This is a genomic window from Vibrio nigripulchritudo ATCC 27043, assembly GCF_000222685.1.
In the GTDB taxonomy this organism is placed as follows: Bacteria; Pseudomonadota; Gammaproteobacteria; order Enterobacterales; family Vibrionaceae; genus Vibrio; species Vibrio nigripulchritudo.
Genome location: NZ_AFWJ01000300.1, coordinates 57,002 through 71,261, shown reverse-complemented (window position 1 = coordinate 71,261; position 14,260 = coordinate 57,002). Strand labels below are relative to the sequence as shown.

Here is a 14,260-nt window from a genome sequence, read left to right as displayed (position 1 = left end):
CCTGATTACGAAAATCTACCTACCAAGTGTGTAAATCAGGCGAGTATTCCTGTTTTCACTCTGCATGGCGAAACTTTGCGTCCGCCCAATCTGCCCAGTCGTGACCGATACCGTCCCCCCCTGAACCGGAAACCAATCGGATAACACTGTCTTCTGAAGTAATTGGAATACTCACTTGCTCGGGAGCATTTCCCCCGGTTAGAAGGGCACTTTGATAGCGCATTTCTCCGTCAACAAATACTTGGAAAATCACAGAACCTTTCGAACCGGTCCCGTCATCCACGCCAACAACCGCACTGAACATGTCAAAATTTGCGCCGGTAAGGTTGTAAAACACTTCAGACTCAGCATGCAATCCAAGCCCCTTGGCATATTGCTTTCCACCAACGGAGATAGGCTGACCATCGCCTTGTGCTTGTTGACCAACATTCATGTCCTTTTCTATGGGTCCCCAGCCATTTGTAGAAGAAACTTCGGTTAGGTCACTTGCGTAGCTGTAAGTCCGGTCACTCAGACGGAACCTGGCATTACCCCAGTCGGCCCAATCGTAGCCATTCCCATCACCACCATCTTCCACTATCAATTCTATGTTTGAATCCAGCTCGCCAAGCGGAATAAGTATCTCTCGGCTTTGATCACTGCCTCTCATAAGACCGCTGTCAAATTTTACACTGCCATCCACAAGTACCTTAAACACAACACTTCCAGCATTACCTGTGCCATCATCAACACCTATTGTTGCCGAAAATGCACTAAAAGGCTGGCTGGTTAGATCGTAAACTATCCGGGAGTTTGCGTGTGCTCCCAATCCTTTAGCAAAGTACTCTCCGTCAATGTACATAGGTTGACCATCACCCAGCGCTTGCTGGCCAACATTCATGTCTTTTTCTACTGGTCCCCAGCCGTTTGTTGATTCACTTTCCTGGAGATCACTGGCGAAAACGTACCTAACTTCTCGAACCCGAAACTTGGCATCAGCCCAGTTAGCATGGTCATATCCATTGCCATCACCTGCATCTGTTGCTTCAAGGCGAACCTCATTAGCAGAGCCATCAAGAGGTACGCTTATTTGAATGGCGTCGTCATCGCCTCTGACCACATTGCTTTCATAACTCAAAACGCCATCTACTAGCACTTTGAACACCACACTGCCTCTGTTTCCAGCGTTATCATCAATGCCAATGACTGCTTTGAATTCATCAAAATTGTATTCCGAAATATCGTAGACAATCGATGAGTTCGCGTGAGCTCCTAGTCCCCTAGCGTATCGAGTTCCACCAACAGACAGAACATCACCATCTCCAAGCTCAGTCCATCCAACGCTCATGTCTTTCTCAAGTGGTCCCCACCCATTTGTGGCACTTTGCTCATTTAGGTCAGAGGCATAAACGTAAGTAGGAGAACTCAAACGCAGTTTCACATCCGCCCAGTTAGCATGATCATGCCCAATGCCATCACCAGCATCCGTAGCGATAAGTTTTATTTCCTCGGCATTGAGCGAAAGAGGAATCACAACAAACTCGATGGGGTCATTGCCTCTTAAAACGTTACTCCTATATTTGAGTACGCCGTCCACCCAAACTTCAAATATCACCGACCCTGCCGAGCCCGCGCCACTATCAATTCCAATAAAGCTGCTGAACTGGTCATAAGGTTTGCCAGAGATGTCTAAGACGATTTCCGAGTTAGAGTGAGCGCCAAACCCTTTTTCAAACGTGACACCTCCAATGCTTAACCTTCCTCCATCATTGCTTGCCTGCCCTCCTACGCTCTGATCAATTTCAACGGGACCCCAACCATTAGTAGAAGACTTAATTGGTAAATCACTTGCGTATTCAAAATCTTGATCAGTCGAGGGGGCAACGACCAAACCTTCATATTCAAGCTGCAACAGATAAGAAGTCAGATGACCTCGCTCTGTTTGATTACCGACGTAATGCACGCCAGGAGTTTGTAGTACGTCGTCTAAGCTCGGGGCTTTTCCGTTATGGAAATAAGGTGCAGAATCAACTAACCCAAGTAGAGTTGGAGTATCAAACCCAATACCGGCTAATGAAACACCAATGCCTGTCCCAGAAGAAGCGTCAATGGTGCCCACATCATGACGTTTGTTATCCGTAAAATTGCTCCCAGAGTGGCAACTGTCACAGCCTTTGCTAGTGAAGAGAGATTGACCAGTTGTGGCACTAGCAGTGAGAGAGCCATCTGCGTTTCGATAAGGGCTCTTGTTAAATGTGGACAAACTTGAAACATAAATGGCCAGATTATCTAATTCGGTACTGATACCCGTTTTCGCTTGCCCCAGAGGGTTCTTAACATCTTCAAATAACGCGTCAGGAATGAATCCTCTTCCTTCAAATGCAAAGCGAATATCGTTTTCAAAGTCCTGAATTTCATCGAAGTTTGCCGTCCAGTGAACATTGCCGTGATTCATCCCAGCTCGCCCTGTCAGCGGAATAGTATTACGAACGCCTTCCCCTCGGTCAGTGAAATCCCAGTTTCGACCATCCGACCCGCCATCCGCATGACAGCTTGCACAGGACAGATAACCGTCCTTATTCATGCGAGGATTAGAAGCATCATGGAATAAGCGTTTTCCTGTCAGGACTCTTGCCGAAAGTTTCTCCGTCGATACCACATCAATTTGCGCAATGTGCTGTGCGTCTCCCTGAACGGTCTCTAACGCTTTTACATCCCATACAGAAACAGAACGAGATAAGAAATTATGGACAAAAAGGTAATCACCTATTCTCACCAGACCATTTGGTGCTAGACCATGCCCACCAAGTTGAGATACCACATCACCAGTGTAGGCATCTAAAACTTCTATGTTGCTTCTGCCTTCCATCGCGACATAAGAGTAATCACCCAGAGGGCTGAAGACCGCCGCTTTAGGCTGGGCGTTATTATCAATATCGAGTTGCTTTTCCGGCACCTCACTAAGTGACGCCATGTCGATTTGAGAGACAATCGCCCGAACTGTGGTTTCAAACGTTAATCCTTTATTAGAATCGGATTCCTTAAAGGTGCCTCTGTCTACATTCGCTTTATTAGAAGGGAGCCAGGCATATTTGCCATCTGGAGATATTGTTACGCTATTGAGGTAATTTGCGATACCACGACTACGATCTGGACCATCGATGGTTGTGGTATCTTTGTTTAATGCGATTTGTCTAATCACAGTCATACTGTTTACATCAACTTCTGCAACTTCAGCTTTATCTTGCAAAGAGATAAATCGGGTGACCAAAGCCTTATCCGAGTCAGAAGTTATTGCGATTCCGCGAGCCGAATGTCCAATATCCACTCGGCCTGTAATATTCCGAGTGTTGGGGTCTATTTTAATGAGTTCCCCTAAACCATAGAGGGATACCAATGCGCTCGTTCCATCCGGTGTAAACGCTACTCCGTTAGGGCGTGCGCCACGAGACAATCGAATGATGTCTATGACCGCTCCGTTGGAAGCCGACAAGATATGAATCGAGTCGCTATCTTCGCTCACCACCCAGACATTACCATCAGACCCCGCTGCGATTGATTTTGGTCCTTTTGTTACCGCTCGTTCCCAGAGTTTTTGAAAGGGAGCAACGGCTGATAAAGATGACACTGTATCGTTATCAGGATTTACCACGAAAACACGCCCATTTGAGCCCACAATGGTGGATGAATTACTGGGTGAGTTTGTCGTTGTTGGGTAGTGAACCGTTACGCTATTGCTCTCAGTAGATGTAAAACCATTCTCGCGCACAGTCACAATAGGCGACCAGTGCCCGACCTTTTCATACAGATAAGATATTGAGTTTGAGGAACTAAAAGGGGTGGGTGGCGTTCCATCACCAAAATCCCAAGAATACTCCAGAGCACCACCAAAAATAGGACTGGCATTAGCAACGGCGTTCACGTACTGACCCACTTCGACAGTATTGGGGATGGAAACATTAACATCATGCGATGCCACGTTACCTGTCGAGAAACTGTAGCGAACCTCAGGCATTGGATTACCTGTGAAATCTTCTACACCATCCACGATCACTTGGTAGATTTGGTCGTCTGCAAGGGGGGAGCTAGGAGAGAAATGAACAAAACCCAAGTTGACACTGTAGGTACCATCGATAGGGTTTTGTGAGCCTGCTGGAATCACTTTAAATGTTTGATTAGTTACGGAGCCCATCAGTACACTGTCAGAAAGAGCCAGTCCGATACGGGCAGTCGGAGAAACGTTAATATCGTCGTGTTGCGGCAATGTCCGGACTATTTGAGGTGGTGTTAAGTCTCTTCCCTCGGTATGAGCTAAAAATCCACTTCCGCTGCCGTGATCATTCCCAACCCAGACCATGTTACCAAAAGGAAAAACCTGACCATGGTCCGTATCACTTCCGCTGGCATTTAAGCTGCCCTTTCCTAAATCGACATAGTTTTGCTTGTCTGAAACATCCAGGATAGCAACGTCTTCCTGATTTCCAAGAAACAACTTATTGTCCTGCCCATTACAATACAGGTTAACGTACTCACCTTCATGCTCGTTCACCAAAGACATTGGCGTTGTCGTCGTATCGTAAGTCACTAAATTGTTGGCAGATGAACGAGGTCCAAAATTCGCGTATTTCCCATCCCAACAACTGATGTAGAAGTTATAGGGAAGATTGTTTACAACCTTCGTTAGTTCGGGGTTAATTGGATCGTCAATATTAAGAATTGAAAAGCCGCCTCTGTCTTCACGGCTCGCCAGATGCAGTTCATTACCTAATGCCAATACAGAGCCGACCACAAAGCCACCTAATTCAGAACGTGGAATTGTTTTGACTAAAGCTGGGTTGTCAACATCAGTGGTATCAACAATGGAGAGACCAGAAGTTCCCCGGGCGACATAAAGATAAGGCGCTTGCCAGAATACATTCCAGGGTATGTTGGAGTAACCACCTAAGATAATACCGGGGAAGGATAACTTTGAACGACGCACAGGGTTGTTGACGTCTGACCAATCCCAGATCTCGATACTGCGGGAGTTGTGAGTCACGATCAAATTACCTTCCGATAACCCTAGAGAATGCGCCTCAGTAAAATCTTTCGTTCGAAGGGCATCCCCTGTACGGTGAATATTGGAACTATCCGGTTCATACACCTGGTTAACCTTTACCGGATTCCTTGGATCTGAGACATCAATAGCAATCCAGCCACCAGGGTCTTGACCATGATCTGGTGCGAATACACCGACAGCATAGCCGTTAACCATCGTGAGCATGTTAAGACCATAATGAGCACGACCGGGATAGTCAGGAGGAATAAACCCCGTAGTATCATCGATTAAAGGCGATACATGCGTATAGATATCATTTGAAGAAAAATTTGGATTACCTAAACCTGGTCCATTGGCCTGAACGGTATTTAAGGTAAAAACAGATAACAAAGCTGTGATAGCACATTTGTGAAAGTGTTTTGTCTTTATGCGTAAGCACTTTAAATGTCCCTGAGTTTTCATGACTGCTTCCTTGTGTCTGAAACTAAAATACACACACATCTGATTGAACACTCCAGCCAAGCATTTCCAATCGATGTACTGCGTCTTCCCAGCCGAGACGTCTTACAATTCACTAGCTAAAGCTTTCGGGGACACTCGCTCAAGCAATAGCTTTTTCGCTATTTTCTTATGTTTGCCTGATTTCAACTGCCCCTTAGAAACTTCAACTTGGTATTTGCAACTGTGACAACATGTAACTCGCATCTTCTCTATCGATGTCTAAAGCTCCTGCCTTCGCGTTCTGCTGCGCATGTTTCACCGTTCGCGCACCACACAATACAAAGTCGATTCCCTGAATCTGAGTGGTTGCCGCAATAACAAGTTGAGCCATGGTGCAGTCGTACTTATCTAGCAACGGTTTCCATGCTTCCATTCTTTGTAACACCTGAGCACGTTTATCTTTTACAAACCAAGGGTTCCAAGCATCCACATTCCGAATGTCATTGGCACCAAACTGGGTATCCGACGTCACTTTTCCCGAGAGGAGCCCTTGCTCCAAGGCTTGATAAGCCATAGTGGACATGCCCAAACGCTGATTCTGGTTAATCTTGGTTCTTGCATCTTTTTCCCAAAGCATGCTGTATCGAATCTGGTTAGTATCAATGTGATCGTCTATGCAGTAGTGCAATGTTTCTTCCTCTGAAAGATTACTCACTCCAATTGCTCTTATCTTGCCTTCCCGCTTTAGTTCAACTAAACAACCCAGCGTATCTTCAATGGGGGTTTTATAGGGCAAAATGGACGGCCAGTGAACTTGGTAAAGGTCCAGATAATCGGTTTTCAGACGCTTTAGGCTTTCTTCCACTTCACGGCGGATACTGACTGGCGACAAATTCCTTCTAAGCGTCTTTCCATCGGTAGAGAAATGCTCTGTCCCCTCCCATTCCCAAACCAGACCACATTTTGTTGCGATAACAACTTCATCGCGGCGATTCTTGATGGCTTTTCCAATTATCCTTTCTGACTCACCAAACCCGTATCCGGGCGCGGTATCGATAAAGTTTATTCCTGAAGACAACGCGGCGTGAATGGTACCTATCAATTGCTTTTCATCAGCCTCTTTTCCCCATATGGAACCGCCACCAATCCCCCAGGTACCAAGAACGACCGTTGAAGCAGCGATGTCGGATTTACCAATTTTTCTGTATTGCATCACCTACTCCTTATTTTTTGGATTGGATAACATGATCAATTGCAATCGCGGATAACAGAATCAACCCTCGAATCAACTCCTGCCAATAAACGGGGACGTTGAGCAAAATAAGAGAAGAAGACACGATGGAAAGAAGTGCAATTCCCAAAATGGCACCCAGAATGGTCCCTGCTCCACCATTCAAACTTGCTCCACCAATAACAGCCGCAGCAATGACGTTTAACTCAAGTCCAATACCAAACGTAGGTGTTGCCCCTCCAAATTTAGACATGAAAATAATGCCCGCTAACCCAGCCATTGACGAACACAATACGGTTGTCCAGAACTTGATTCGATCGGTTCGGATACCAGAATATAAAGCGGCTTTTTCATTGCTTCCGGTGTAATAAACCCTTCTGAAGATCAATAGGTTCCTAAGCATATAATCAGACAGAAATATGACTGCGATGAAAATGATCACCGAGAAAGGCAAACCAAAAACATCCCCCTGACCAATGAATTTGAACTCTGGAGGCAAGCTATACAGTGATAACGGAGACCCTTCTGTAATAACAAAACACAAGCCTCTTGCTATCCCTAAAAAGGCGAGTGTTGTCATAAAGTGACTTAACCCGACTTTGGTTACACATACCCCCATAATGCTTCCTATACCCGCGCAAGCTGCTATTGCGACTAGGCTGGCTACCCATGGATCCATACCTAAAAGAAACAGTTTTCCTGCAATGACCATAGACAGACACATTACCGCGCCAACGGAGAGATCGAATCCACCGACAATAAGCAGAATCGTCATACCCACCACAACCAAGCCTTCAGTCGAGAATGAAAGAAGCATGGCTCGCATGTTTGCCCAAGTAAGGAAATAGGGAGATGCAAAACTCATTACAACAAAGAGGACAACGATAATTGAAACCAGTGTCGCTTCTCGTGCTCCAGCAAACCTTGAGATCAGCGTAAGTAACCCTTTTCGCTCAACTTCATCGGTCATATCCGAGTTATTTATAAATTCCGTTTTCATATAGTTACCTTGCTTTATTCCATGCAATCAGAGCCGTGATGTTTATATACATCACCCAGCTTTTTTCTCACTTTCAATATTCAATCCAGAGGCTAGTCGAATAATATTCTCTTCTGTTATTTCGTTATTATTCAATTCACCAGAAATACTATTTTCATGCATCACAATCACCCGGTCACTTACTCCAATTATCTCTGGAAGTTCCGACGAAATAATAATCACTCCCACACCTTGGTTTGCAAGCCTTCGAAGTAATGCATGAATTTCATGTTTTGCACCAACGTCTATTCCTCGAGTTGGTTCGTCCATAATGATGACTTTAGGATCTATTGCCAACATTCTGGCTATCGCAATTTTTTGTTGGTTACCACCGCTAAGTTCTCTAACCAATTGTTCAATATCTCTATGCTTAACAGTAAGTACTTTTGATAATGACTTTGCCTGCTGAATTTCTTTTTTCTTATCAATTCTTCCAAAGCTTTTTCTTAAGCTATTGAGACCAAGAACAGAGATGTTTTCCCTAATCGACATATCGAGATAAACACCTTCCTGTTTACGATCTTCAGACAAATAAACCACTTTGCTTTTTAAGCTGTCGTCGTAATTATTAAACGTTACCTCTTTTCCGTCGATTTGGATTTTTCCAGATGTCTTAGGCTTCAAGCCACAAATTGTTTGTATGAGTTCACTTCGTCCAGAACCGATCAGCCCTGCAATCCCTAATATTTCGCCTTGATGAAGTTGAAAGCCAACATTTTCAAAGCGATCTTTGTCACAAAGGTCTTTTACTGAAACTATAGGTGTTTCATTCAACTTTATGTTCGCACTTTTTGCTGGATACAAATCATCAATTTTTCTACCCACCATATTGTTAACGATATCTTCTGGAGTTGTATTTTTAATTTCCTTTGTACAAATATACTCACCATCTCTCAATACCGTGACCCGATCGCAGAAATCAAAAACTTCAGCCATTCTATGGCTTATATAAATAATACTCACTCCGCGATTTTTTAAATCTCTTATAATATTAGAGAGTGATTCTGATTCCTTTTCTGTAAGTGCAGCTGTCGGCTCATCAAGAATTAACACATCACATTCTTCTGTTAATGCTTTAGCTATTTCGATTATTTGCTGAGTAGATATCCCTAACTTTCCAACTTTTATGTCTGGCTTAATAGGCATCAATTGAGAAAGAATATCTAAGGTTTTCTCATTTATTTCTGAATAATTTATTCGCCACTTTTCACCTTTTTCTGCGCCGCACATAAACACATTTTCGGCAACAGTAACATCAAGACATAGAGCGATTTCCTGATGCACGAAATTCACGCCTAACGCTTTAGCTTTACGTGGGCTGTCGATATGTACACTTTTGTTCTTAACCAAGATTGATCCATTATCCGGTTGATAAATACCATTGATTATCTTCATCAAGGTAGACTTTCCTGCACCATTTTCTCCACACAACGCGTGCACCTCTCCTTTAGCCAACGAAAAGTTAACATTAGATAAAGCCACGGTTGGTCCAAAGCTCTTGGTGATATTCTTTAATTCCAGGACTTCATTTCCATCCACAACAAATCTCCTACCGCAAATCGAACGCTCTTAAGCTTCACTGTCTCGTGAACAAAAGATTGGGATGTGGGGCAGATATTCCTTATCCACCCCATCTTCCATATCTAAAGCAAAGTTAGTCTCTTACCCCTTTGGACTCTCTTCGCTTCATATAGGTATCCCAGTAGAAGTGCTCCGCGTTCTCTTTGGTCACAATAGAAAAGCCATTATCAACATAAGGAACTTGCATAGGGTTGATACCTTTCGCCACGTGGTCATTCATTGGGTCAATCAGCTCAGAATGTTTTGCTAAGAAAAGCAAAGTCATTCCCATAAACCCTTGCACACCCTGATTGGGGTTTAGCGCACCGAAAATTTCATCGTTTTTGATCATGTCCAGCACTTTGGCGTTGATGTCGCAGTTGAAGACCCGAATGCCCCGACCAAGTTCTTTTGCCGCTTGTGCCGCACCCATTGCTGAATTTGCCTCTGGCATAAATACCGCCCCAAGATTTGGATGCGCTTGTGACATGGTTAACAAGGCGTTGTATGCCTTAGTTGGATCCTGGTTACTTGCAGCCCGTGCGACCAACTTCATTTCCGGCCATTTTTCTTCCATTCGACCAATAAACGCAGCTACGCGTTTGTCATGGTTGTCCTGCCCAGGGTTTTCTAGAATGGCGTATTCGCCTTTTCCTCCCATATCCTCAGCAATGGCATCAGCGGCATAGATCCCTTCACGTGAATTGTCTGAAGTAACATACGCTGTACGTTCACTATTTGGGGAATCTGCTCCAAAAGTAACAACCGGGATACCCATTTCTCTCGCTCTCTTAATAGGTTCGACGAATGGGTCTGGATTGATCGGTGCGAGCAGGATTCCCGCAGGTTTACGGGCAAGAATTTGTTCGAATGAGGCAAGCTGTTTGTTTACGTCGTATTCTGGTGTGCCGGTATAAACCGTGTTAACACCCAATTTTTTCCCTGCTTGCTTCATCATTTCATATACAGGAAACCAGTATTCAACACCCGAGACAAAAACATTCATGTAGTAAGTTTCTTCGGGATCTCCGACAAAACCACTCACCTCTTTCTCTGATGCTAACGCCGAGAAAGCGACACATGCTGTAAGGACAGATGCAGTGATCTTCCTTACTCCTCGTTTGAAAAGGTTTTCTTTTTTACTTGTAAAACTCATTTCTCTTCTCCTTGAACAACTTCTTCCTTGATTTGACTGCATACAAATGTTGTAAAAAAACATCAAACAACACAATGCAACATCTCATTAACACAATAAATAGCATAATGTCGTTTTACAAGTTCAAATAACACAAGAAAAGAAAAAAGAAACACAAACCCAAAAAAATACTGATTCTAGATATATTAAAAGGCTTAAACATAAAAATTAAGACAAATAAACCAAATTAGTTAACACGAAAAGAATATAAACATCACAACCCTCTATATCCTCACCATCATAATTGCGATTACAGATCGTTTAAACCAAAAAAACTTGAACACAAAACTACATAATGCTAAAAATCAAAACAAGAACTCTGTATGGAGTTGGACGTGAGGGTATACGACCCACATATATGGACATAAATGAAGTGGAGCAAAATAGTATGGAGAAGGCATTTGAAGAGGTCCTGAGCGCGTTAGAAACGAGTCAGACCGGGAAAATCGATTATGACATTCTAAGCAACGAAGATTTAGACCCCGAAGAGCATTGGCCAAGGTATTTCAAACAAAATCAACAGAACTCAGACACTTTGATTTTGAAACCAAGGGACTCAGAAGACGTGTCTGTTATCCTTAAACTCGCGAACCAACTTAAAGTTCAGGTTTCGATTTTAGGCGGGCATTCAAACGTCGTAGGCAGTTTTGAAGGCGGACCAAAAGTTTACATATCAATGGAAAATTTTAACGCTATCCAACCAATAGAGCGTTTGACTAATCAAATTACCGTTGGGGCAGGTGTTTATGGCGGTGACCTTCTCAAAACCATGGAGCAGTGGGGGTTTGAACTTGGTCAGTACCCGCAGTCTCTTTTTATTTCTACAGTTGGTGGTTGGATTAATACTCGCGCAACAGGATCTTCTTCAACCTACTATGGGGGCATTGAACATGCTGTTATCGGTCTGGAAGCGGTTCTGGCAAGTGGCGAGGTAGTTACTGCTACCCCAAGCGCCAGAACACCTGGAGGTCTTGACCTCATTAAATTGTTGATCGGTTCTGAAGGCAGCTTAGCTGTTGTTACATCTGTCACTTTAGAAGTTCACAGAAAACTGCCGACCTCTTTCACATCCGTCGCTTTTGACGAATACGAGCAGGCGATTGAAGCGCAACGTCAACTGGTTCAGGGTGGTTTCCCCATTGGCTTGCTTCGCGCATACAATATCGCTGAAACAAGTCATATTGCAGAGTCGATATCTAAACGTGTGCCTAAAGAAGACTTCGCATTATTGACCTTTTCTGTCATCGCACCAGAGGAGTCTCTCTCAGCATTAACCATCGAAGCAAGAAAAAAAGTAAAGAATATCAAGGGAACAATACTATCCGATGATGTTTCAGACGGCTGGTTTATAAATCGATACCAGTGCGAAACCATGATGCGAGATCGTAATGTTCTTAACGGCAAGATGTTCGATACAGTAGAAGTTACATTACCCTGGAATCATGCCGCGGATTGTGCATTAGCTTTGGAAGAAGCATTCAACAACAAAGTGGAAAAGTTTTACACCCACTTTTCCCACGCTTATCAAACAGGAGCATGTATGTATGCGCTCTTCTTTATCGAAGAGAATGACGATTTAGAAGCCATGAATACCTGGCGTTTTTGCCAAGATAAGATGGCAAATATTGTGCAGAGTTTTAACGGTACTTTAGCTCATCATCACGGTGTCGGTTCCGAGCGTTCTGCCCATTACATGAAAACGGATGTTGGGCTTATCCATAAGAAAATTAAAGAAAAGCTCGATCCCAATAATGTTCTGTTTTGTCGAATGCTCCTAGGATAAGCTCCCTAAGCCATACAATACTTTGAATCCACCCGTACTTAGAGGTGGATTTTTTTGTAGGATCAAAAAAGGCGTCTAAAGACGCCAAAACCCTCTTAGCTGAGGAAGCAAAGTACCCTACAAATTGTATTGCTTCGCTGCGTCTGTCGCTGCTTTGCCCGCACAGATTACATCTGTAATAGCCCGAATTGCATCCGCCGGACGTTCGTGGAGATAGAGGTTTCTCCCGACAGCAACTCCTGAGCATCCTGCTATCATTGCACTTTCTAAGCTGATAAGGAAATCTAGAAAGCTGCTTCGAGTCGCCCCTCCCATCATGACAGTAGGAACAGGTGTAGATTCCACTACTGTCTGAAAACTCTCCGGATCTCCCGTATATTCGACTTTTACAATGTCGGCTCCGGCTTCGGCTGCCATTCTGGCTGCCAGTGCGACAAGCTCAGGCTTATTTTGGTCACCATCAGCAACATTTGTACCTCTAGCCAAAGGCTCACACAATACAGGAAGCCCAAGACGCTCCGCCTCTCTAACCAACAAACCTAAACGCTTCATTTCAGCGACATCGTCTGCTGGATTATTGGAACCAAGAAATACATAGTCATGTACTGCATCTGCCCCATAAGCGGCGGCTTGTTCGGCATTTGCTATAAAGTCATGCTGCCCTTTGAAGCCGTCATGACCCAGTAAATCTGGGTTACGCCACTTATCCGTCCATCCCACAGACATAATCACGGCAGGTGAGTGTCTATGCCCCAAAAGATCGGAGTACTGCTTGATATACCCTGGCGACAGCATCGCGCCAGTTAATCCATTCTCGGATAACTCCGACAGAATGTTTCTGAACTCCGCATCTGAGGTGATACCTGCCTGAGGTCCCAAATACATGCTATTAACAAGTGCCGCGAAAACGGCTTTATTGTTCTCAAACATTCTGTTGAGACGTATAGTTTTCCCTTCCATAAATCTTCCCTATGTTTTTTACTACAATAAACATAGAGCACTATGTCGCTTTATGTAACAGAATGTCAACAACAACACTGCACAAAAGTAAAAAAAGAAATAAATATAGCGTACGAGCACATAAGCAAAGTGTGAAGCTTGAGAACAACACGATGTTATGATATTTCACAGCTTACAGCTCACCAACTCAAAGGAACATTTATGAGTAAAGGAGACGCTTCAGAAGAAACCATGCTACCTGAAGAACGTCAAAGTAGAATTTTGCAAATAATTCGAAAAAATGGAGTAGCAAAGAACGCTCAGCTGGCTAAGCAATTTGGGGTTAACATCGCAACGATTCGTCGCGATTTTACAGCCTTTGAGAAACAAGGGTTAGTCACTGTGGTGTATGGAGGAGCCAAGCTTAATAGCGGACAGATTACTCCTCCTCCTTATGAGAGCGAAGTCGCGCTAGAAGAAAAAGAAAATATTCATTTAACGACAAAACAGACTATCGCTCGGAAAGCAGCTTCACTCATAAAATCGAATGAAAGCATAGGTCTTAATGCAGGTAGTACTGTCCCTATGATTCTTGACTACTTATCTGATGATGTTCAGCATTTATCTGTTACAACACTGGCTCTAAACATTGCAGAAAAAGCCGTCCGCCTGCCTATTGTTGATTTATTTGTCCCCGGTGGACACTATAGAAATACCTCTCATGCGCTGTCGGGTACCGTTACCGAGCAAGCGTTAGCCTCCATCAATTTAGATAGAGGTTTTTTTGGCGCATCAGCCATCGACCTCAATGCTGGCTGGACTCATCCGGCACATGCCGAGGTCCCTTCAAATCAAATGATGCTTCGCCAGGCAAGAAAAAAATACCTGGTCTGCGACTCTTCTAAGTTGGGAAGAATTAACTTTAGTAAAGTATCGGATTTAGCGGTATTTGATGCCTTCATTGTTGATGACGACTTCCCACTAGAGTATCGACAATGGGCTGAAGAGAATGGCATTGAAGTGATTTAATCGATAATGCGACATTGACAAACCGA

Annotated in this window: 8 protein-coding genes; 2 read left to right on the top strand and 6 right to left on the bottom strand. The window is 43.9% G+C overall.

Annotated features, from left to right (window positions below; genetic code table 11):
* Positions 1–55: 55 nt before the first annotated feature.
* From RH89_RS24625 to RH89_RS24605, 5 genes are all read right to left on the bottom strand, one after another.
* Complete coding sequence (locus tag RH89_RS24625) at positions 56–5,479, bottom strand: NPCBM/NEW2 domain-containing protein (RefSeq protein WP_004407955.1); 5,424 nt, start codon at positions 5,477–5,479, stop codon at positions 56–58.
* Positions 5,480–5,681: 202 nt separating this feature from the next.
* The gene (locus RH89_RS24620) at positions 5,682–6,671 is read right to left on the bottom strand and encodes an aldo/keto reductase (protein WP_004407952.1); all 990 of its coding nucleotides are present in this window, start codon (positions 6,669–6,671) and stop codon (positions 5,682–5,684) included.
* Between the two features lie 10 nt (positions 6,672–6,681).
* Positions 6,682–7,689 (bottom strand): ABC transporter permease, encoded by a 1,008-nt coding sequence (locus RH89_RS24615; RefSeq protein WP_004407949.1) that lies wholly within the window; start codon positions 7,687–7,689, stop codon positions 6,682–6,684.
* Positions 7,690–7,740: 51 nt separating this feature from the next.
* Entirely contained in the window at positions 7,741–9,267 is a 1,527-nt protein-coding gene (locus RH89_RS24610; RefSeq protein ID WP_004407947.1) for a sugar ABC transporter ATP-binding protein, read from the bottom strand.
* Positions 9,268–9,382: 115 nt separating this feature from the next.
* Entirely contained in the window at positions 9,383–10,444 is a 1,062-nt protein-coding gene (locus RH89_RS24605; RefSeq protein WP_004407945.1) for a substrate-binding domain-containing protein, read from the bottom strand.
* A gap of 427 nt (positions 10,445–10,871) precedes the next feature.
* Here RH89_RS24605 and RH89_RS24600 point away from each other — a divergent pair, with 427 nt between their 5' ends.
* On the top strand, positions 10,872–12,266 hold the full coding sequence (locus tag RH89_RS24600; protein WP_004407944.1) for an FAD-binding oxidoreductase: 1,395 nt from the start codon (positions 10,872–10,874) through the stop codon (positions 12,264–12,266).
* A 117-nt stretch (positions 12,267–12,383) separates the two neighbouring features.
* Here the strand turns inward: RH89_RS24600 and RH89_RS28905 are convergent, their stop codons facing one another.
* Positions 12,384–13,226 carry a class I fructose-bisphosphate aldolase gene (locus RH89_RS28905; protein ID WP_004407942.1) on the bottom strand — a complete coding sequence of 281 codons (843 nt, stop codon included), beginning with the start codon at positions 13,224–13,226 and terminating at the stop codon, positions 12,384–12,386.
* A gap of 201 nt (positions 13,227–13,427) precedes the next feature.
* Here RH89_RS28905 and RH89_RS24590 point away from each other — a divergent pair, with 201 nt between their 5' ends.
* The gene (locus RH89_RS24590) at positions 13,428–14,234 is read left to right on the top strand and encodes a DeoR/GlpR family DNA-binding transcription regulator (RefSeq protein WP_004407940.1); all 807 of its coding nucleotides are present in this window, start codon (positions 13,428–13,430) and stop codon (positions 14,232–14,234) included.
* Positions 14,235–14,260: the final 26 nt, after the last annotated feature.

Excerpts from the sequence above, each read along its gene's own strand:
- RH89_RS24620 (WP_004407952.1), bottom strand. The coding sequence starts at position 6,671 with ATGCAATACAGAAAAATTGGTAAATCCGACATCGCTGCTTCAACGGTC.
- RH89_RS28905 (WP_004407942.1), bottom strand. The coding sequence starts at position 13,226 with ATGGAAGGGAAAACTATACGTCTCAACAGAATGTTTGAGAACAATAAA.
- RH89_RS24590 (WP_004407940.1), top strand. The coding sequence starts at position 13,428 with ATGAGTAAAGGAGACGCTTCAGAAGAAACCATGCTACCTGAAGAACGT.
- RH89_RS24615 (WP_004407949.1), bottom strand. The coding sequence starts at position 7,689 with ATGAAAACGGAATTTATAAATAACTCGGATATGACCGATGAAGTTGAG.
- RH89_RS24605 (WP_004407945.1), bottom strand. The coding sequence starts at position 10,444 with ATGAGTTTTACAAGTAAAAAAGAAAACCTTTTCAAACGAGGAGTAAGG.
- RH89_RS24625 (WP_004407955.1), bottom strand. The coding sequence starts at position 5,479 with ATGAAAACTCAGGGACATTTAAAGTGCTTACGCATAAAGACAAAACAC.
- RH89_RS24600 (WP_004407944.1), top strand. The coding sequence starts at position 10,872 with ATGGAGAAGGCATTTGAAGAGGTCCTGAGCGCGTTAGAAACGAGTCAG.